Consider the following 20,838-nt stretch of genomic DNA (forward strand, 5'->3'; position numbering starts at 1 on the left):
GTTTTAAATTCACAATTATTCGGCAGTTTTTTAACAAAAGGCTATAGTCAGTGATATCATTTTAAGCTATCTTGTGAGCCATTATTTCCTACCAATAATTAGGTAATAACCTGCTAAAGGTTTATTTACATTAATTTTTTAGGCTGCCTATGTTTCGATCTTATTCAGGTTCCAGATTGCTATTACGCCTCGTTGGAATACTGTTCGCTTTTGCCCTTGTTGGCATCATCATTGATCAAATCACCCTCGCTATTATCATAGGTTGTGTTGCCTTATTAGGATGGCATTACCGTCAAATTAGCCGACTTAATTTTTGGTTATGGAAAGACCGTAAATTAACCCCGCCTCAAGGCACTGGTTCTTGGGAAGGTATCTTTAATGGTATCTATCGTTTGCAGGGTAAAAATCGCCGCAGAGTAGGCCAGTTGGCTTCATTACTGAGTCGTTTCAGGCAAGGCGCAGAAGCACTGCCCGATGCTGCAGTTGTATTAGACTCTGAACATAATATCTTATGGTGTAATAAGCTTGCACAACTAATATTAGGCTTTGTATGGCCTCAAGATAATGGCCAACGAATAGATAATCTTATCAGGCACCCTGACTTTTCTGAGTACCTTAAAAAGGGTGAGTTTAAAGAGCCATTAGAGTTAGCTTCACCGATATCTGACCAGCGTTTATTAGAAGTTCGCTTAATGAGCTATGGTGATCGCCAACTGCTTCTCATTGCCCGTGACATTACTCGAATCAATCAGTTAGAAGGGATGCGTAAAGAGTTTGTTGCCAATGTATCCCATGAGCTCAAAACGCCGCTCACAGTATTACAGGGCTATTTAGAAATCATGCAAAGCATGGAAGAGCCTGATAGCATTAATCACAAGCCTTTAAATCTAATGCAGCAGCAAACAAGGCGAATGCAATCAATGGTCGAGCAGCTTTTAGCTTTATCGCGCATTGAAGATGGCGCTGATATCGATTTAGAACAAACAATTAATATGACAGCCATGCTCGATATATTAAAAGACGAAGCGTCTGCATTAGCATTAGATCAGTATGAGTTAACTTTTTTTGCCGAAGATAATCTAGATTGTCACGGAAACGAAGTGCAATTACGCAGTGCTTGCACAAACTTAATCTCTAATGCGATTCGATACACAGAGCCTGGCGGTAAGATAAGCGTTAGATGGGAATTGGTACCTACTGGCGCAAGATTCAGTGTGACCGATACAGGTTTAGGTATTGCGCCGCAACATATTAATCGATTAACAGAGCGCTTTTATCGGGTTGATAATGCTCGCTCGAGTAAAACCGGCGGCAGCGGATTAGGCTTAGCTATTGTAAAACATGCGTTGAATCATCACTACAGTGAACTAACTATTACCAGTGAACCTGATAAGGGGAGTTGTTTTAGCTTTATTATCCCAATTCACTTGGTGGTAAAGTGAAGTTAGTTATCGTTTAATTTACCTTTGTATTTAATATTCGTATTGTTAAGTGCCTGTTTATTTCAACATAGACAGGCATTTTTTATAATGAAATATACCCGCCTTTCAAACCCTTAATGCTGTGATGGAGTTAACAAGCTTTAACTTTGATGACCAGAATGAGTGTATTCAATTTCTGCATGTGTTTTACAATATGTATCAGAGCTCATATTGTTTAATTTAATACTTTTCTTTGAGTTCTAATGCTTATCAGGCACTAATTCATTGAATTAAATCTTGTGTACTTTCCCCTAAATACAATTTCAGAACTATGATTAACGACTTAAATAACATATCAAAGACAAGATGTTCCATGACTAAAAGCCTATTAAGTTTACCCCTGTGCTTTTTCCTCACTTACAGCCTCTCAAGTCATGCGGCAGAGCCTGATGTGCAGGCTGCTGTTAACCAGCTAACTAAACCCGCCCATTGGAGCGGTTTACCTTTATTAGCAGATGAAGCAACTAAGAGAGGGCATGACTTACCTTTGCCAATTGGTGTGAGCTTGTTTTATAACAATATCGATGCAGATTATGTTGCTGATAATGATTTTCAAGTTCAAGTGGATGGAGGCCTGTTAGGTTTTCGTGGGCCTAATGATTATGTAGTGCCTGCTGAAGATGTCAGTATTACAGGAAGCGACAGAAGTGTGCAGTTAAAAATTGATGCTTGGATATTACCTTTTTGGAATGTTTATGCGTTGCTGGGCTACACCGAAGGGCATAAAGACATTAGAGCAAAGTTGGATAATGTTGAAGGCTTACCTTGTGATGATGCGTGTAATGGCATTGTATTGCCTATCCCGATTGAGTATACCGCTAAAAATTACGGTATTGGAACTGTGCTCGCTGGGCAGATAGATCCTATTATCGGCGATACCCCTGTAATAGTCATGGCAGTGGGTGCCATAGTGAATGCGAATACTGATACAACGGATAGCGTGATTAAAACTAAGCTTGCGTCGATAAGAGTCGGTCAGCGATATGATATCGGCAGTGATAAGCTTGCTTGGTTTTTAGGATTTAGCCATCAAAGTGTGAATCAGAATGTGACTGGAGACTATTCTTTTGTAGGCACTGATTTAGCCCCGCTGATGGAAGAGGTCAAATTTGATATTGATCTTGCTAAGAAAGAGACCAAGAATATGTCCGTGAGTATTAATTATGATTTTGGTCCAAGGAACGAATGGAACCTATATACAGAATACGGTTTTTTAAATTGGCAGCATTTGATTATTGGTGTTGGGCGTCGTTTTTAATCGAATTGAACAGTTTTTGTCATAATTAAGTTATTGGTAATGTATGCGTTTTTATTGCCTTAGTTATTTTTTACGGCTTAAATTATTGTTTTTGTGAGGCTTTTTAGTTGGTTAAGTATTCTGGAAAGATTGTGGCGTAAATGTTTCAAATGTTGATTGTCATACAACTGTCATATATTAGTCATAGACTTGTCATCGAAGCAATTGATACTGAGCGTGTCTTAAATAACAACGCTTATAATACCGGAGCATTACAATGAAACTTAAACAGCTAGTTGGCACTATCGCCTTTGCAGCAGCTGGTGTTTTTTCAGCAACATCGATGGCAGCAATTGATAAAACATTACCTGTATATGAAAAGACAAGTGGTGTTTCAGGTAACTTGTCATCAGTTGGTTCAGACACGTTAGCAAACATGATGACGTTATGGGCTGAAGACTTCAAACACATTTACCCTAACGTAAATATCCAAATTCAAGCTGCAGGTTCTTCTACTGCGCCACCAGCTTTGACTGAAGGTACTTCACAATTCGGCCCAATGAGTCGTCAAATGAAGCCTAACGAAGTTGAAGCTTTTGAAAAGCATTACGGTTACAAACCAACTGCTATTCGTGTTGCAATTGATGCACTCGCAGTATTTGTACATAAAGATAACCCAATTGAAGGGTTAAGCATTGACCAAATCGACTCAATCTTTTCTTCTACTAAAAAATGTGGCGGAAATGATGTAAATCGTTGGGGTGATGTTGGTCTTGATGGTAACTGGTCTAAGAAAGATATCCAATTATACGGTCGTAACTCAGTGTCTGGTACATACGGTTACTTCAAAAAGAAAGCACTGTGTAAAGGTGACTTCAAAGCAAACGTAAATGAGCAACCAGGTTCTGCATCTGTAGTTCAATCAGTTTCTCAAGGTCTTAACGCTATCGGTTATTCTGGTATCGGATATAAGACTGCTGGTGTTAAAGCTGTAGCTATTTCTAAGAAAGGCACTAAATACATTGATGCAACTGCTGCTAACGCTGCAAGTGGTACTTACCCATTATCACGTTACCTATACGTTTACATCAACAAGCACCCTAACAAAGATTTATCACCAATGGATCGCGAGTTCATCCGTTACGTGTTATCTAAACAAGGTCAACAAATCGTAGAAAAAGACGGTTATGTACCACTACCACGTAGTGTTGTTGCTAAAGACCTAGAAAAAGCGGGTATCAAGCTGTAATAGCTTAATTTACCTCGACACTAAAAGCCTCATTCGTGAGGCTTTTTTGTGTCTGAAATTAATCGAATCATAACCTCCCTTATTTAATGTGAAGCACTCATAACCTCGATGAATTGATGGTATTGAGTTAACATAGCTGCAGAATAATATAGATAAGGATGTGATGTGGCTGAACAATTTGATTTTAATAATGATTACCACTCGGTTGCTAATACAGATGACATGAAAGTGCATCATATGGTGTTGGCGTTAAATGTGGATTTTGACAAGCAGCAGCTTCAAGGATCAGTCAAATTGTTATTTAAACGCCTTTCGGATTCGACACAATTGGTACTCGATGGACGGGATATTAGTATTGATGAAGTATCAGATATTCATGGGAATCAACTTGAATTCACTCAGCAACATGTTAGTGCACTGCAAGGTGAGAGAATTGTCATTGAAGTGGGCGGTGAAATAACACAAGTCGTGCTTCATTATTGCACTTCAAAGGATGCACAGGGGTTACAGTGGCTAACGCCAGTACAAACCCTAGGAAAACAGTCTCCTTATTTATTCAGCCAATCACAGCCAGTCAATGCACGTAGTTGGATCCCGCTGCAAGATAGCCCTAAGGCTAGAATTACTTTTAGCGCTTCAATTCAAGTTAATAACGGCTTAAGAGCTGTGATGAGCGCGGCTAACTCTGCCGAAATGCCAGCAGATGGCTTATTCACTTTTGAGATGGAAAAGCCGATACCGACGCATTTATTAGCATTAGCTGTGGGCGATCTCGCCTATGGTGAGGTAAGCGAGCGCTGCGCAATTTACACAGAGCCTGCCATGCTCGAAAAAGCCCTTATAGAATTTGAAGACACCGAATCAATGATTGTAGCTGCCGAGTCATTACTCGGTCCGTATCCATGGGGGCGTTACGACATGATAGTACTGCCGCCAAGCTTTCCATTTGGCGGGATGGAAAATCCAAGATTGGCCTTTATCACACCCACATTGATCGCGGGTGATAAAAGTTTAGTGTCTACAGTGGCGCACGAGTTAGCGCATTCTTGGACAGGCAACTTGGTGAGTAATGCGACCTGGCGAGATTTATGGCTTAACGAAGGCTTTACGACTTATTTTACTAATCGCTTAGTGGAGAACATTTACGGCAAAGAACAAGCTGACTTGGAGTGGGTTATTGAGTATGGCCGCTTACAAGAAGAAATGCAGTCATTGCCAATGACGTCACAAACACTACCTGCCAATGTTCAACATCAGGATGCCAACGATGCTTTCAATCGTTTCACCTATGATAAAGCGTCGATGTTTGTACATGAGTTAGAGGCACGATTAGGACGAGAGGCTTTTGATAAATTTCTTTATCAGTATGTTCAGCATTTTAAATTCGAAGCCATTACCACAGAAACCTTTATCGACTATGCCAAACAAACCTTGCTGGTGGATCATGTGGATGTGATTTCCGAATCGGAATTGATGACCTGGGTTTATGGTGAGGGTTTACCTGAATGGTTTATAGCGCCTACATCTACCAGTTTGGATAAGGTGAAGTTAGCGTTAAAGCAGTTCACTGAAGGGGTCAATGCAGCCAAATTGCAAGTTGAAGCTTGGCGAGTGCATCATTGGCAATTTTTTATCACTCAGTTACCTTTTCAGTTAACTCAAGTGCAATTAAAAGATCTGGATATGACATTTAGTTTTACAGATAGTCAAAATGCAGAACTTGCTTGTGATTGGTTTAGAGTCGCTATCAGAAACCACTATGAAATTGTAATGCCCAAAGTTGGGTTGTTTTTAGCCCATATTGGCCGAGCTAAATTTGTAAAGCCGCTTTATAGCGAAATGCTCATTGCAGGTTATCAAACCCAAGCCATAGAGATATATCAGCAAGCGAGAGAGGGTTACCACCCTTCATTGCAAGTGCAGTTAGATGCGATGTTTAAAAACACATAAGTATCATTACTGATTATATGTACTTTATTGGTTTTTTTAAGATTTTTAATCGAAAACCTTGAGGCAAAAAAAATGGCAACCCAATGGGTTGCCAGAAGTATCTCTGCGGGACATGGCTAATAATGCGCTAGCGTATTAACTCGTTCCCAAATAAGGGGGATGATGAAACTTAAAACGCTGAAACAGTCTGAAAACTAATTCGGTTAGCACTGGCTGATGAGGCCATGTTGATGAGTATATTTACTTTGAATAACCCGTGATGAAGGGGTTATACGTTGGAGATAAATAACATTACCAACTCGCTACAGTTACTATGAGTACCTTGGTAAGAAAAGGTTCAATCAGTTCGATAAAAAATCATTTTTTTATCGCTTATTTATTAAATTAATTCTAACTCACCGTTTATTCGTGCACTTATTCGTGGACTTATTCGTGCATTTATTAAAGCATCCTACGGCCTTTAACTGCATTAACTCAGCGTAAAAATGCGTTGATAGCACTCTAAATATCAAATCAAATCAAATCAAATCACTTAACCAATGCTTGCTTTGCAAAATTGGTTTTTTGTCATTCCACTGTTGTCATTCCTTTGCCGTCACTCCTTTGTCGTCATTCCTTTGTCGTCACTTCACAGTCAAAGACATGCAAAAAAAATGGCAACCCAATGGGTTGCCAGAAGTATCTCTGCGGGACATGGCTAATAATGCGCTAGCGTATTAACTCGTTCCCAAATAAGGGGGATGATGATGAAACTTAAAACGCTGAAACAGTCTGAAAACTAATTCGGTTAGCACTGGCTGATGAGGCCATGTTGATGAGTGTATTTAATTGTATGACCCTTGATGAAGGGGTTATACGTTGGAGATAAATAAACATGACCAACTCGCTACAGTTACTATGAGTACCTCTCTATTAAAAGGTTCAATTTGTTTCATAAAAAATGATCATTTTTATGATTTATTAAAAATATGACTTAGAAATGCCTTAGCGAGTTATCTTATTTGCAGCTTGAGGAGTGGATGTTGTGAACTCTCTGCCAGAGCAGGTGCATTTACCTTAATCAAAAGTCAGGTTAATCATTTATACGCAAAAAAAATGGCAACCCAATGGGTTGCCAGAAGTATCTCTGCGGGACATGGCTAATAATGCGCTAGCGTATTAACTCGTTCCCAAATAAGGGGGATGATGATGAAACTTAAAACGCTGAAACAGTCTGAAAACTAATTCGGTTAGCACTGGCTGATGAGGCCATGTTGATGAGTGTATTTAAATGTATGACCCGTGATGAAGGGGTTATACGTTGGAGATAAATAAACATGACCAACTCGCTACAGTTACTATGAGTACCTCTCTATTAAAAGGTTCAATTTGTTTCATAAAAAATGATCATTTTTATGATTTATTAAAAATATGACTAAGAAACGCCTTGGAGGGTTATCTTATTTGCAGCTTGAGGGGGGGATGTTGTGGACTCTCTGCCAGTGCAGGTGCATTTACCGTCGAACTCACCTTAATCAAAAATCAGGTTAAACAGAAGCCACCTAAATCAAAAGTTGCGTTAATCATTAGTCAGGTTAATTAAAAGTCACGTTAATCATTTATAAGCAAAAAAAATGGCAACCCAATGGGTTGCCAGAAGTATCTCTGCGGGACATGGCTAATAATGCGCTAGCGTATTAACTCGTTCCCAAATAAGGGGGATGATGATGAAACTTAAAACGCTGAAACAGTCTGAAAACTAATTCGGTTAGCACTGGCTGATGAGGCCATGTTGATGAGTGTATTTAATTGTATGACCCGTGATGAAGGGGTTATACGTTGGAGATAAATAAACATGACCAACTCGCTACAGTTACTATGAGTACCTCTCTATTAAAAGGTTCAATTTGTTTCATAAAAAATGATCATTTTTATGATTTACTGAAAATATGACTAAGAAACGCCTTGGCGAGTTATCTTATTTGAAGCTTGAGGAATGGATGTTGTGGACTCTCTGTCAGAGCAGGTGCATTTAACGTCGAATTCACCTTAATCAAAAGTCAGGTTAAACAGAAGCCGCCTTAATCAAAAGTCAGGTTAATCATTTATACGCAAAAAAAATGGCAACCCAATGGGTTGCCAGAAGTATCTCTTGCGGGACATGGTTAATAATGCGCTAGCGTATTAACTCGTTCCCAAATAAGGGGGATGATGATGAAACTTAAAACGCTGAAACAGTCTGAAAACTAATTCGGTTAGCACTGGCTGATGAGGCCATGTTGATGAGTGTATTTAATTGTATGACCCGTGATGAAGGGGTTATACGTTGGAGATAAATAAACATGACCAACTCGCTACAGTTACTATGAGTACCTAGGTAAGAAAAGGTTCAAATTATTTGAAAAAATCACTAATAATTTTTAACTGTACAAACTAATGCACTATCTTGAAATACTGAGAATAAAGTTAAAAAAAAGGCAACCAAAAGGTTGCCTGCAAATAATTACGTAAAGAGATCATGTAATGGCGCTAGCGTTTGCATAATCCCAAAAGGGAGTGATGAAGCATGAAAAATGGAGGTAGCCTAAAGTCGTTTATAAAACGAAAGTGATAAGACAAATACTAAAACATCATCAAAAGATGGCGGGGGAAATTTAGTGACTTATCACTTGCTACAATTACTCAGAGTGATGAGAAATCGTTTAGTTCCCAGAAGGTTGAAATAAACTTAAATAACGTTAAAAATTGTTTATTGCGCTTATTAAGTCATTAACTAGACCAATCATTAAGCTAGTCATTAAGCTAGTCATTAAGCCAATTGCTGGTGGAACCGCATCCAATCCCTCGTTAAAAGCATAAAAAAATGCCATAAAAAAAGGCAATCAATTGATTGCCTATCGATCCACTTTGAGATCAAGGGGACCGCGCTAGAAGTCCCAGGGAGATGATGAAAGTGAAATCACACTGTCTTATTAAATAAGACTCTCACCTGCGACAATAGTTCAAAAAAAATACAATTATTTTAATGTTTTTAGCATATAAATTTTTGTGGTTTTAAAATCAAGCAATTGCGAACAACAAATGGGTATGTGTAAATTTAATTGCATGCTTGAGCAAACCGTTTACTCCAGTTATTTGTCACTTTAGGCATCAATTATTTTAGTAAAGTTTCAATTTCAGTCATTAAATTTTCTGGCTTGATGGTTGGTGAGTAACGCTTTAACACTTTGCCGTCTTTGTTGATCAAAAATTTAGTGAAATTCCACTTGATTGATTCACTGCCTAATAGACCTTTAGCAGAAGATTTAAGAAACTTATAGAGTGGCGCTGCTTCAGTACCATTAACGTCGACTTTACTGAATAAAGGGAAACTAACACCAAAATTTAATTCACAGAATTGACTAATTGTCGCTTCATCGCCTTTCTCTTGACCACCGAATTGATTACATGGAAAACCCAATACCACGAAACCTTGATCTTTATACAGTTGATATAGGTGCTCTAGTGGCTTGTATTGGTGAGTAAAACCGCACTCACTCGCCGTATTAACAACCAAAACAACTTTGCCTTTGTAATCTGACATTGATACAGCGTTGCCTTGAATATCAACTGCGCTTTGCTCGTAAAAAGATTGGCTCATAAATACACTCCTCATAGATTTAATATCACTATATAGTAGAAAATAATTTAGTCAATTAAATTGTGCGCAATTTAATTTTTGATTCATTATTTCGACTTTCTCACTTTCTCACTTTCTCACTTTCTCACTTTCTCACTTTCTCACTTTCTCATTTACACATTCACGATGAACCCCGCTCTAATGAATACGTAATTCATCGTGAATGGGTATCAATCATTAACAAAATTCCTTTTTTTGTTGTCCATGTGTTTTAACTTTGTGTGTGTATTGCGCGAAGCCTGAACGATACAACTGATTTTTAAAGACTAACGGGATTTGGCCAGTATAATCCCAGCAAAATAAGACTTTAAGACTGAGTTTATCAAATGAAAAAAATTATCTTAGCGGCATCGTTAGCTGCGAGTACGTTACCTTTAAGCGTAACAGCGAGCGAAATCACTATTGGTTTAAGTGAACATGTCGTGTCAGCTAATCTAAAGGCCAATATAAACCCTCATAGCAATCTTGAAGCGGGTTATATCTATTCTGATAAAAAAGGTCAGCTTGCAGAATTTGCTATGCATATGACTCATCAGACTGGTGCTCATACGATTGAAATTGGTCCTAAATGGACCTCAGTTTGGTTTGATGATAATCCAGATGGCAGCGTTATTTCTGTTGGTGGTCATTATTCATTGGCTTTAGGCAATAAGATATCGATTCATGGCGATGCTTATTACGCTCCGTCTGTATTATCATTTTCAGATGTTGATGGTTACACCGAATTAGGTGCAAAAGTACAGTATGATTTTAACCCTAACATGGCAATCTTCATCGGTTACCGTAATCTGAAGTTTAAGTATGATAACCAGTCAAACAGATCATTCGAGGATGGTTTTTACATTGGCGGAACTTCACGCTTTTAATTAGCAGAACTGAGTCAGACCTGCTGGTTGATCGCGCTATTTATATTATCAATGACAGGCTTTTAGAAACAGCACATACAAAAAAGCAAGTTGCCTAGGGCCTGTTGATCTTTCAAGGTTATTTTTGCAGCGAATTGTTGGCCATTTATGCAAGGCAGAGACTTTGTAGTGTAGTTATTCTACATAAAAAGTCGATAACGCAGTAAAAATGACCAACAAACGCTGCCCAAAGGGTTCGACTAAAAGCGTTTTACTCTTTGTTGGATTAATTTTGCTTAGATGACTAGGCATCAATCCATCCGCCTCAATTAAAACGCTTTTATTTCGAACAAAACTTAACCAGCAAAGAGCAACAGGCCCTAGCAACTTGCTTTTAATCGAATAAGTATAAACACTTAATTGTACTGATTTACTTCAAAATCCAATTCTGCATAATCATCTGCGTAACGACGCTTAGTATCTTTTCTGCGTTGTTTGAGTTTCTTCGCTTTTGGTTTTTCGTCAACTTCGTTATCCCAAAGGATGTCGTCGATATCAAATTTGTAGTATTGAGACATTTGTCTTTCCAAGGTGTTTCTTAAACTGATTAATAATCACTAAAAAACCTGATTGGTTACACTCAGTGATGACTTGTATTCACGTTGAATACAAACTCATTTTTACCTAATTTGAATTTGTAACGAAAGCAAAAAAAATCACCTATGACGGTGAATTTTTTTGTTCAATCTCTTACTAAAGATGAAGCTGGAATAAAGTCACTGCTGATGGCGGGGCGACTAGGTAGCTCGGCAATCTTATTGACGATGTATTTCTCTGCATTTTCACCACGTATGCGTTCACTTTCGACATTGAGTAAGAACATTTTCTCTTCGACCACATGGTATATCTGGCCTCTATCTAAGTAGATGACGTTGCCAGTTTTATCCCAATGGAATAGCCCACTATTGTTAAATGGTAGCGGGTCTTGGCCCAAGTGCTCAGTGGAGATTGTATATTGATTTGGTGGGATGAGTGTGAGGGTCGTTTTCATACCATCGCAGCTTGGGCAGGGGAAAGTACCTTGATATACGCCAGGCCAATTGACTGTATGTAAGCTGCCTTTAGTAGGATCTGGGTCAAAGCTTAACTGAGAGTCAGAGCAAGCTGTTAATATTGAAATGGCCATTAGCATGGCGATTACTGCAATTATCCTTATTGCGTTCATATCTATTCCTTTAATTTTTCCGTGGTTTCATATTCCTTGTCAAACTGCAAATGACACAAGGTCATCGTTTACATCATTAAATAAGTCACCGTTTACATCATTAAATAAGTCAAAGTTAATCATCAGCGAAAATGAACTTAGTGTTCGATATTAAAAAACTGCTTTATGGTATCAATCTGCGTCATTGCGTCTTGATAGCCTAAATCAATTAAAGCACTCGTGTAGGCTTTTTCAAATAATAAATATGACACGACACTTGAGTCTGTTTCACAATCAACCCCAAAAAACTTAAGTAAAATTCTGATAGCAATAGGTAATTCTTTAAAATATCGTGCTGCAATTTCACTCAAATCTTCACTGGGTTTAATCACTAAGGTATCGATTTTACGTAAATGGATTTGTTTAGCATTATTGTCAGGTATCAAAGCTAATGTTGAGTTAATTCGCTCTAATCGCTCTAAGTCACTGTTTAAGGTATCGGAGAAAATGGTATCGAGCAAATGACCTGCAATGGTGGCAGTTTTAGGGTGAGCATCAATATCATTATGATGTTGTTGATGAGGACTATCGAGATTGATCACCATAATTTTGTCAGCGCCTAAATGAATAGGACTTGATAAAGGAGATAGTTGATGCACAGAGCCATCACCAAAGTAGGCTTGGTTTAATTTAATCGAAGGAAATACTAATGGTATTGCTGACGTTGCCATTAAGTGATCTGTAGTTAACGTGCAGCGGTTTCCTTGTCTTCTCGCTCGTTTCCAGTCACTCACAGTATTATTGGCTTGAAAGAAGCTATAGGAGTGTGAGTCGTTATAGCTTGAAGCATCTAAACTAATGGCTTTTAATGCACCACTACCAATATTGCGTTCAATACGTTGAAAATCAATTAGCTGGTTTAACAGACCGCGCAGTGGCGCGTTATCTAATAAGCTGCCAGCATCAGTGTTCATTTTGTCGCTTTGCAAACCTTTGAGCGCCATTTTACATAGATGTTTAAATACGCCCCAAAATGAAGAACGATAGACCTTCTTCGTTTCAAAATGACGCCAAACCCAATCTAACTTTTTGACTCCAAGATGAAAACATGAAGCGTGAGTGGCTAAAGAAGTCGCATTAATTGCACCAGCAGACGTGCCACTGATTATTTCAAACGGAATATGATGATTTCGTGGATACAGTTGAACTAGGGCTTTTAATACCCCAATTTGATAGGCCGCTCTAGCGCCACCACCGCCTAAAACAAGTGCAATTGACTCTGACAACTAAGATCTCCTTTCTTATGACTAACGCCATGATATCAGTATGGTTAATAATATCTGGTTCGACGAGTAATAGAACGATAATTTAAGCATAAATATTGAAAGGATATTGGGTGCGATAAATGCTTAGGCATAAAAAAACGCACCAAAAGGTGCGTTTTTAATTATCGCCAAATCAATTAGCCTTTAATTGAAGACTTGATGAAATCAACAATTTGATCGAATGGGATATCTTGCTTCTCACCGGTGCGGCGATTTTTGTACTCAAACACGCCAGCATCGATATTGCGATCACCAATCACGACGACGTGTGGTAAACCCACTAGTTCCATGTCATTGAACATCACACCAGGACGCTCTTTACGATCGTCGAGTAATATCTCGATGCCTTCAGCAGCTAAATCTTTATAAAGCTGTTCAGCCATTTCTTTTACGCGATGAGATTTGTGCATGTTCATCGGTAAAATGCCGACGGTAAACGGAGCCAATGTTTCTGGTAACATCATCCCGCGTTCATCATGGTTTTGCTCAATCGCAGCGGCAACGATACGGCTAACACCTGCGCCATAACAGCCCATCATCATGACTTTAGATTTACCGTTTTCATCGAGTACGGTTGCGCCCATCGCTTCTGAGTAGTTAGTGCCTAACTGGAAGATGTGACCCACTTCGATACCACGTGCAAAGGCATAAACCCCTTGGCCATCAGGTGTCGCTTCACCTTCAACTACGTTACGGATATCCATGGCTTGAGCCATTGGTAAATCACGTTCCCAGTTAATGCCGAAGAAGTGTTTACCTTCTTGGTTAGCACCAGCACTGAAGTCATTGATTACCGCAACATCTTTATCGATGATAATTGGCATTTCAAGACCAACAGGGCCTAAAGAACCTGGGCCTGCACCGATAACGTCTTTGATTTCTTCATCGCTAGCGAACTCGAATGGAGAAAGCACAAGCTCATGCTTTTCAGCTTTTAATTCATTCAGCTCATGATCGCCACGAACAATCAATGCTACTAAAGGTGCTTCTTCAGTGGCGCCTTTAACAATCAATGTTTTCACTGTTTTAGTGATATCGATGTTAAATTGCTCAACTAACTCAGCGATGGTTTTAGCATTGGGTGTATCAACTAGATTCATTTCTTGAGATGGCGCTGCTAAAGTCGCAGTAGGTTCAGGAGATTCTGCTTTTTCAATGTTAGCGGCATAATCACTACCCGTTGAGTAAGCAATTAAATCTTCACCACTGTTAGCCAGAACGTGGAACTCATGCGAAGTATCACCACCAATTGAGCCAGTATCAGCAATCACAGAGCGGAAAGCTAAGCCCATACGCTTGAAGATATTGTTATAAGCTTCATGCATCGCTGCGTAAGTCTTATCCATACATTCTTGGTTTAAATGGAAAGAGTATGCATCTTTCATCAAGAATTCACGGGCACGCATTACACCGAAACGTGGACGAACTTCATCACGGAATTTAGTTTGTACTTGATAAAGGCTTAAAGGAAGCTGCTTGTATGAGCTCACTTCTTTACGCACTAAGTCAGTAATCACTTCTTCATGGGTTGGGCCAAGTACAAAATCGCGATTGTGACGATCTTGGAAGCGTAACAATTCAGGGCCAAATTTTTCCCAACGGCCAGTTTCAACCCAAAGATCAGCGGGTTGAACCAAAGGCATTAAGATTTCAATTGCACCTGCTTTGTCCATTTCTTCACGAATAATCGCTTCAACCTTACGTAAAACACGTAGGCCGCTCGGTAACCATGAATAAAGACCTGATGCATTACGACGGATAAAACCTGCGCGCAGCATTAATTGATGACTGGCAACCTCTGCATTTGCAGGGGTTTCTTTTTGTGTTGAAAGCAGGTAATTGCTAACTCGCATTCCCATTGTCCACTTAGTAACTATTAATGGGCGACATTTTAGCACTTGCCACGTTGTTGTCACCAGATAATTGAACTGTATAAAGCTTTATTATCGGTTGGCGAAAAAGGGAGTGGTCAGTGCCACTATAGCGAGCGTTTGTTGACTCGTGTTGGGAGAAAGCTAAGTTATTGATCTAGTTATATATTTGGCCATGGGGTTTAGGGCATGCCGTCAAATATTAATACATGTAAACAAAGAATATAAAGCAGATGATAAGCGAATTAACCTTACCTTATTTATCTTTGAGTAAGTGTAATAAGTCGTAGAGGGCTTCTGTTATTTATCGCGCCTGTCGCCAATGATTTTGGCAGGGTTTCCAGCAACAATGGCAAACTCGGGCACATCTTTTGTCACTATGCTGCCCATACCGACGACGGCTTGGTTACCGATACTCACTCCATCGACAATACCCGCTTGTGCGCCAATCCAAACATCTTCACCAATGGTAATCCCTTTGGCTGTCACAGGTTGTTGGTATATGGGGGAGTCTACTGACATGCCATGATTAAAGGCATATATAGTGACATTATTGGCAATCCGAGTTCTGTCTCCAATGGTAATACCCACTCTACCGCCATCAAAAGAGCAGCCATGGTTAATGGCGACTTCTTTACCCATGGTGATAGGGCCATGTAAAAACACATCAGCAGCAATCATACATTGGTCGCCGATATGGATATCTCGGCCACGCTCAGCAAATATCCTTGCTTCTGGCGCGATGAAACACTGCTCACCGATATGAACTGTTTCGACTGAAGATAAATGCTGCTGAATATCATCTTGCCAAGGCTTAGCCCAGATTAAGTGTTTTTCTTTTAATGAAAAATAAAGCCAAGGCATCCAAGACAAACGTTTTTTATGTTGTGCTTGATAATCAGGTTTATCTTGAGTCATGGTTATGGGCTTATATTAAATAATGATGGAAGAGTAATACTTGCTTGTTTGTAAGGGAGAAACAATAGCTAACAAACCGAAGTGGGTTTAATCTCTATCACTTCAATTTTGTCATTATTAAGGTGCCAAAAAATATCGATATCATATAAAGCGACTTGGTATATCTTAGCATCAGCTTTTGCTTTTTTATAAGCAGGGCGAGGGTCTTGAGCTAAAACATCATTCACCACTTGTTTTAAATCAGCCACTTTATTTTCGCTCGAATATTCAGCCAATTGGCTTTCAGCTAATTGACTAAATTGTACGTCAATTAATTGTGGTGCAGATTGCGCAATACCACCACTGGCATTATCAATAGCATCAGAAAAAGGAATATAAGGTTTAATATCAATGATTGGCGTACCGTCTAATAAATCCATCCCCGATATTTCTAAACAGACTTTGCCATTTCGTTGCACAACATTGTGTAATTTAACCACTGACTGACCAATGCCGTTTGGCCTAAACGTTGAGCGAGTGGCAAATACCCCTAGCTTTTCATTGCCACCTAGTCTGGGTGGCCTAACCGTATTTTTCCAACCTTGAGCTAAATTTTCGTGAAAACAAAAAAGTAGCCATAAGTGAGAATATTGCTCAATACCTCTTACTGCATCGATGTTATTAACATGGGGAGCAAGCTCAACCCAGCCACGAACATTGACTAGTCCAGGTTGTCGCGGTATTCCAAACTTTTGTTTGTACGGGGTGCGACATATTGCAACAGCTTCAATTTGAGAATTAAAAGACTGTTCAGAATATTTATTCATTTATATAACTAATATATTTAAAGGTTATTGAGCTGTGGCTGTTTTAATCGCCTGGCCGACACAAAATGCTTGGGTATAACAAGTATTGGTCTTTTGTTCTGTTAATAGACACTTTTTCACTATTAAGCCATTCGCGCCTAGTTCGACTGCTTTTTTACGTGCTTGGGTGCGTGCATCTGCAATATTAGCTGGCACACCTGATTCTGTTTCTTGACAAGATTCACCTTCAACTAAGCCAACGATTTCATAGGGGCCTTTGGGGCTTGCACCGTCTATATACAATTCAACACTTGTCGGCTTAAAGTATTCATCGATAGCTTCACCATCTAAATTACTATTAAAGGTGTAATTACTTGAACATGCTGATAAAAGTACTGTAGAGAAGAGGGTGATTAACGCAATCGTTTGAGAAGTGTTCATAATACGGCCTAATTTATTTAGAGCATTAAAGAGGAGTCTATATTGCCTACAGTTTACATGGCTTACAGGATTGTGGAAATACTTGATAAAGGCTTATGCAGATAACAAAAGAGCCTACCGAAGTAAGCTCTTTAATTTCAAAAAGGTGAACTTTTATTCCATACCAGGAATTAAAAAGTCTTCCATTTTCTTGCCTGCATCAATTTGGTTTTTAAATACCGTTGGCATACGACCTTGGCCAGTCCACTGAATTAATTCACCATCAACTTCAATTTGGTATTTAGCCGGGCGAGGGGCACGCTTTTTAGGTGCTGGCTTAGCAGTAATTTCGCCTAAGTCTTCAATTGATAAACCACTGTTTTCAATTTGAGCTAATATTTCGGCTATACGTTCATTACGTTCAGCATTCGCTTCTAATTCAGCTTTTTCGTCTTCTTCTCTTTCAGTGATAATCTTTTCTAACTTAACTGAAAGCTCACGTAAATCTTCTAGTGATAACTCTTTTACAGCAGCTTTAAAACGACGACCATGTGTTAAAATTTCTAAAAAGTCACTCATATCAATGTGCATCCTAATGATTTTAATTAATAAGTATCTCAAGTAATTCTGTGGCTATTAAATAATACTTACCAAAACTCTAGATTGTTTAATTGTTATCAAACGAGAGTGTAAATTGATTTGACTATTTAAAATGTTAAAACAAAATAATAGTAGAAAAACACGGTTACTTGAATCGCCTTTAATAATAGAAACTAAATTTGATTGGATCAAATAAAAAATCCTTAAATGAACAAATTTTAAATAAAAAAGCACAAATACCCCGCTTGATAAATAAATAAATGCTTAATACAACTTATTTATACCGACCAAGTTAACAAAAAAAGATATAAACAAGTGTTTGACTTTGGTTGACGTTAACGTTAACAGGACGTAAAGTTGTGCCATATTGCATTGGTGATAGCCAATGTGCCATCCACATACATTGAAGGTGTAGAAGGAAATCCCATGAAAGTATTGGTGCCTGTAAAGCGCGTAGTCGATGCCAATGTGAAAGTCAGAGTAAAGGCTGATAACACAAATGTTGATACTGCTAATTTAAAAATGGCGTTAAACCCATTTTGTGAAATTGCTGTTGAAGAAGCAGTTCGATTAAAAGAAGCGGGAAGTGCGACTGAAGTCGTGGTGGTGAGTATTGGAGCTAAAGCTGTGCAAGAACAGCTACGTACCTCTATGGCACTTGGTGCTGATCGCGCTATTCATGTGCAAACGGATGAAGAGCTAGTGCCTTTATCAATTGCTAAAATTCTTAAAGCGGTGCAAGAAAAAGAACAAGCAGATTTAGTGATTTTTGGTAAGCAATCTATCGATGGCGACAACAACCAAACTGGCCAAATGCTTGCTGCATTAACCCAAATGCCTCAAGCCACGTTTGCATCAGAGCTTAAATTGAGTGCAGACGGCGCAGAAGTAACACGTGAAGTCGATGGCGGTTTACAGACCCTTAAAATGCCATTACCAGCGGTTGTGACAGCTGATTTACGTTTAAATGAACCTCGTTACGCTTCACTGCCTAATATTATGAAGGCGAAGCGTAAGCCGCTTGAGACGCTTTCAATTGATGATTTAGGTGTTAGCTTAAAAGCACACCAAACTATCGTTAAAGTGACGCCTCCTGCTGAACGTCAAGCAGGCATCATGGTGAGTTCAGTAGCTGAGCTAGTTGAAAAGTTAAAAAATGAAGCGAAGGTGATCTAATTATGGCCATTTTAGTATTAGCAGAGCACGACAATGCAAGTTTAAAATTAGACACAGCAAAAGTAGTTAGCGCTGCGACAGCCATTGGCGGTGATGTTCATGTATTAGTGGCTGGCAGTGCATGTGCTGCAGCTGTTACTGCTGCGCAAGCTTTAACTGGCGTCAGTAAGGTTTTAGTGGCTGATGCAGCTGCATATGAAGCACAAATGGCTGAAAATTTATCTGAACTCGTGCTTAAGCTTGCTGGCGATTACGACTACGTTGTGGCCGCTGCGACAAGTGTTGGTAAAGATACTCTACCTCGCGTGGCTGCGTTATTGGACGTCGCACAAATTTCAGAAGTGATTGAAGTTGTTAGTGCAGACACATTTGTTCGTCCTATCTATGCTGGCTCTGCTTTAGCAACAGTACAAAGTTTAGATGACACGAAAGTGTTAACTGTGCGCACGAGTGCATTTGATGCAGTGGGCAACGAAGGCAGTGCAGAAGCTGTGGCGGTAGATTTTGTCGCCGAAGCTAAGACTGTGTTTGTATCGCAAACATTGACTGAATCAGAGCGTCCTGAGTTAGGTAGCGCTGGTGTGATTGTTTCTGGTGGCCGTGGTATGGGCAGTGGAGAGAATTTTGCCATTCTTGAAGCGCTTGCTGACAAAATGACCGCTGCTGTCGGTGCATCACGTGCTGCAGTAGACGCAGGTTTTGTACCGAATGATTTACAAGTGGGTCAAACAGGTAAAATTGTTGCGCCTGACTTATATATCGCTGTGGGTATTTCTGGTGCGATTCAGCATTTAGCGGGCATGAAAGATTCAAAAGTGATTGTCGCGATTAACAAAGATCCTGAAGCGCCTATATTCCAAGTCGCAGACTATGGTCTTGAAGCTGATTTATTTGATGCGATTCCAGAACTTACTAATTTATTATAATCAGTATTTTACCTATTATTTATAGGCTGGTTTAAACAGTAAGTTTTATGAATTTCAGGAAGGTTTTTGTCATATTGGCAAAAACCTTTTTTGTTTTATACCCCGTAAAATCGCCATGCGTGGCAGTAAACTCAAGTTAGACAAGAGTAAATTAGTCAGTAGCTACATTTTTGTTTTAGATTAGTCATTTCAGCCTTAGATATTTATTACAGTTGTAAATAATCCAGCCATTGATGTGTTTTTGTTGCATATTTATTCATTCTTACAGTTTATATGGCTTTTAAAGTCTTCATAATTAAACTCAATAATTAAAGTATTAATAATTAAGCTTTTAGCCTAAATACCTCGGTTCGGCCTTTATTGAAAATGCATAGTCTGATGCTTTAACTTTTTAAAGGGAGTGGCTTGTTAGGTGAAAAACAATCATAAACGAATGGGGTGGATTAGTTCTTGCCTGTTATTCAATAGCAATACTTTCAAGGCATTTACTTATTGATTATGACTTGTCACGCATCTATACAGACAGACAGACAGACAGACACATACACGCAAGCACGCACTGTCTAGCGTTAAATAGCATCTTAAATTAAGTTTGAGTATTAAGTCCGTTGATTTTACCTAAACAAAAATTATCTCGCAGAGCAGTACAGCTTAATCAGGTCTGAAAATAGTATTACCCCTCCTATTTGGTCAAACATCCCTTGAAATGGTGATATTGATGGATAAAACAACGCTTGCTAATAAATCGTTACACCCTTGATAAGCCGCTGTGGCGTTTTTTGATTGTGATGTTATTTCTCACAAGATAAGCTACTTTTATCTGGCAATTAACCTCGCGCTTATGTTTGTATAGTGGCGTGTATCGGCAGAGAGCTTCAAATAAGGCTCTCACTGTGCTGAATACATAAGTAGAGGCGCATCAAATATCAGTAAGTTTACGTTGGGTGATACCAATAACTTAAACGGAAAGGATTTGGTGCCGAAGCGAACTGGTTATATCAAAACCGTTTGCTGGGGCAGTTTCCGAAAGGGGCTGCACTGTCATAGTAATTTTTATCCGTGAGGATAAAACAATGGATATCGATGTTGATATCGATATTACTGTGGAGTGCTACTGAAAAGATCCTTGTCTTCGCTTTCTGCGTTGTCTTGCCTTATCAGTTATCCTCCATTCGTACTCAACGAAGAAATTA

General features: G+C 39.1%; 16 protein-coding genes, 1 pseudogene and 1 riboswitch. Of the genes and pseudogenes, 7 read left to right on the top strand and 10 right to left on the bottom strand.

What is annotated here, in order from left to right; genetic code table 11:
- Positions 1–149: 149 nt before the first annotated feature.
- The 4 genes from phoR to L2737_RS06065 all read left to right on the top strand — a co-directional run bounded on the left by phoR (position 150) and on the right by L2737_RS06065 (position 5,917).
- Complete coding sequence (gene phoR, locus L2737_RS06050; protein WP_248955088.1) at positions 150–1,442, top strand: phosphate regulon sensor histidine kinase PhoR; 1,293 nt, start codon at positions 150–152, stop codon at positions 1,440–1,442.
- 352 nt (positions 1,443–1,794) lie between these two features.
- Positions 1,795–2,739, top strand: coding sequence for a hypothetical protein (locus tag L2737_RS06055; protein ID WP_248955089.1), 945 nt, complete (start codon positions 1,795–1,797; stop codon positions 2,737–2,739).
- Between the two features lie 256 nt (positions 2,740–2,995).
- Positions 2,996–3,967 carry a PstS family phosphate ABC transporter substrate-binding protein gene (locus L2737_RS06060; protein WP_102529075.1) on the top strand — a complete coding sequence of 324 codons (972 nt, stop codon included), beginning with the start codon at positions 2,996–2,998 and terminating at the stop codon, positions 3,965–3,967.
- Between the two features lie 222 nt (positions 3,968–4,189).
- Complete coding sequence (locus tag L2737_RS06065; protein WP_248955127.1) at positions 4,190–5,917, top strand: M1 family metallopeptidase; 1,728 nt, start codon at positions 4,190–4,192, stop codon at positions 5,915–5,917.
- Positions 5,918–9,050: 3,133 nt separating this feature from the next.
- Here the strand turns inward: L2737_RS06065 and L2737_RS06070 are convergent.
- Positions 9,051–9,536: a glutathione peroxidase gene (locus L2737_RS06070; RefSeq protein ID WP_248955090.1), complete on the bottom strand. Its 486-nt coding sequence runs from the start codon at positions 9,534–9,536 to the stop codon at positions 9,051–9,053.
- Between the two features lie 365 nt (positions 9,537–9,901).
- On the opposite strand from L2737_RS06070, the gene L2737_RS06075 reads away from it, so the two are divergent.
- The gene (locus L2737_RS06075) at positions 9,902–10,441 is read left to right on the top strand and encodes a YfaZ family outer membrane protein (protein ID WP_102528801.1); all 540 of its coding nucleotides are present in this window, start codon (positions 9,902–9,904) and stop codon (positions 10,439–10,441) included.
- Positions 10,442–10,489: 48 nt separating this feature from the next.
- Here the strand turns inward: L2737_RS06075 and L2737_RS22495 are convergent.
- From L2737_RS22495 to L2737_RS06120, 9 genes and pseudogenes are all read right to left on the bottom strand, one after another.
- Positions 10,490–10,732: pseudogene (locus L2737_RS22495) on the bottom strand (hypothetical protein).
- Positions 10,733–10,836: 104 nt separating this feature from the next.
- Positions 10,837–10,998: a small highly charged protein gene (locus L2737_RS06085; protein ID WP_102528802.1), complete on the bottom strand. Its 162-nt coding sequence runs from the start codon at positions 10,996–10,998 to the stop codon at positions 10,837–10,839.
- A 164-nt stretch (positions 10,999–11,162) separates the two neighbouring features.
- Positions 11,163–11,645 (bottom strand): copper resistance protein NlpE, encoded by a 483-nt coding sequence (locus tag L2737_RS06090; RefSeq protein ID WP_248955091.1) that lies wholly within the window; start codon positions 11,643–11,645, stop codon positions 11,163–11,165.
- A gap of 137 nt (positions 11,646–11,782) precedes the next feature.
- Positions 11,783–12,910: a patatin-like phospholipase family protein gene (locus tag L2737_RS06095; protein WP_248955092.1), complete on the bottom strand. Its 1,128-nt coding sequence runs from the start codon at positions 12,908–12,910 to the stop codon at positions 11,783–11,785.
- Between the two features lie 176 nt (positions 12,911–13,086).
- On the bottom strand, positions 13,087–14,802 hold the full coding sequence (locus L2737_RS06100) for a proline--tRNA ligase (protein ID WP_248955093.1): 1,716 nt from the start codon (positions 14,800–14,802) through the stop codon (positions 13,087–13,089).
- Positions 14,803–15,120: 318 nt separating this feature from the next.
- Positions 15,121–15,738, bottom strand: a complete 618-nt coding sequence (locus L2737_RS06105; protein ID WP_248955094.1) for an acyltransferase — start codon at positions 15,736–15,738, stop codon at positions 15,121–15,123.
- Positions 15,739–15,806: 68 nt separating this feature from the next.
- Complete coding sequence (gene tsaA / locus L2737_RS06110; protein ID WP_248955095.1) at positions 15,807–16,544, bottom strand: tRNA (N6-threonylcarbamoyladenosine(37)-N6)-methyltransferase TrmO; 738 nt, start codon at positions 16,542–16,544, stop codon at positions 15,807–15,809.
- Positions 16,545–16,568: 24 nt separating this feature from the next.
- Entirely contained in the window at positions 16,569–16,964 is a 396-nt protein-coding gene (rcsF, locus tag L2737_RS06115) for an Rcs stress response system protein RcsF (RefSeq protein ID WP_102528808.1), read from the bottom strand.
- A 153-nt stretch (positions 16,965–17,117) separates the two neighbouring features.
- A complete protein-coding gene (locus L2737_RS06120; protein WP_102528809.1) occupies positions 17,118–17,522 on the bottom strand; it encodes an H-NS histone family protein in 405 nt (134 codons plus the stop codon).
- Positions 17,523–17,969: 447 nt separating this feature from the next.
- Between L2737_RS06120 and L2737_RS06125 the strand changes: the two genes are divergently transcribed.
- The gene (locus L2737_RS06125; protein ID WP_102528810.1) at positions 17,970–18,719 is read left to right on the top strand and encodes an electron transfer flavoprotein subunit beta/FixA family protein; all 750 of its coding nucleotides are present in this window, start codon (positions 17,970–17,972) and stop codon (positions 18,717–18,719) included.
- Positions 18,720–18,721: 2 nt separating this feature from the next.
- Complete coding sequence (locus L2737_RS06130) at positions 18,722–19,645, top strand: electron transfer flavoprotein subunit alpha/FixB family protein (protein ID WP_248955096.1); 924 nt, start codon at positions 18,722–18,724, stop codon at positions 19,643–19,645.
- 901 nt (positions 19,646–20,546) lie between these two features.
- Positions 20,547–20,767, top strand: a riboswitch (Lysine riboswitch).
- The last annotated feature ends 71 nt before the right edge of the window (positions 20,768–20,838 follow it).

The sequence above is a fragment of the Shewanella electrodiphila genome (genome assembly GCF_023283985.1).
Classification (GTDB): Bacteria; Pseudomonadota; Gammaproteobacteria; order Enterobacterales; family Shewanellaceae; genus Shewanella; species Shewanella electrodiphila.

Excerpts from the sequence above, each read along its gene's own strand:
- L2737_RS06085 (WP_102528802.1), bottom strand. The coding sequence starts at position 10,998 with ATGTCTCAATACTACAAATTTGATATCGACGACATCCTTTGGGATAAC.
- rcsF (WP_102528808.1), bottom strand. The coding sequence starts at position 16,964 with ATGAACACTTCTCAAACGATTGCGTTAATCACCCTCTTCTCTACAGTA.
- tsaA (WP_248955095.1), bottom strand. The coding sequence starts at position 16,544 with ATGAATAAATATTCTGAACAGTCTTTTAATTCTCAAATTGAAGCTGTT.
- L2737_RS06130 (WP_248955096.1), top strand. The coding sequence starts at position 18,722 with ATGGCCATTTTAGTATTAGCAGAGCACGACAATGCAAGTTTAAAATTA.
- L2737_RS06105 (WP_248955094.1), bottom strand. The coding sequence starts at position 15,738 with ATGACTCAAGATAAACCTGATTATCAAGCACAACATAAAAAACGTTTG.
- L2737_RS06120 (WP_102528809.1), bottom strand. The coding sequence starts at position 17,522 with ATGAGTGACTTTTTAGAAATTTTAACACATGGTCGTCGTTTTAAAGCT.
- L2737_RS06060 (WP_102529075.1), top strand. The coding sequence starts at position 2,996 with ATGAAACTTAAACAGCTAGTTGGCACTATCGCCTTTGCAGCAGCTGGT.
- L2737_RS06125 (WP_102528810.1), top strand. The coding sequence starts at position 17,970 with ATGAAAGTATTGGTGCCTGTAAAGCGCGTAGTCGATGCCAATGTGAAA.
- L2737_RS06075 (WP_102528801.1), top strand. The coding sequence starts at position 9,902 with ATGAAAAAAATTATCTTAGCGGCATCGTTAGCTGCGAGTACGTTACCT.
- L2737_RS06065 (WP_248955127.1), top strand. The coding sequence starts at position 4,190 with ATGAAAGTGCATCATATGGTGTTGGCGTTAAATGTGGATTTTGACAAG.
- L2737_RS06100 (WP_248955093.1), bottom strand. The coding sequence starts at position 14,802 with ATGCGAGTTAGCAATTACCTGCTTTCAACACAAAAAGAAACCCCTGCA.
- phoR (WP_248955088.1), top strand. The coding sequence starts at position 150 with ATGTTTCGATCTTATTCAGGTTCCAGATTGCTATTACGCCTCGTTGGA.
- L2737_RS06070 (WP_248955090.1), bottom strand. The coding sequence starts at position 9,536 with ATGAGCCAATCTTTTTACGAGCAAAGCGCAGTTGATATTCAAGGCAAC.
- L2737_RS06090 (WP_248955091.1), bottom strand. The coding sequence starts at position 11,645 with ATGAACGCAATAAGGATAATTGCAGTAATCGCCATGCTAATGGCCATT.
- L2737_RS06055 (WP_248955089.1), top strand. The coding sequence starts at position 1,795 with ATGACTAAAAGCCTATTAAGTTTACCCCTGTGCTTTTTCCTCACTTAC.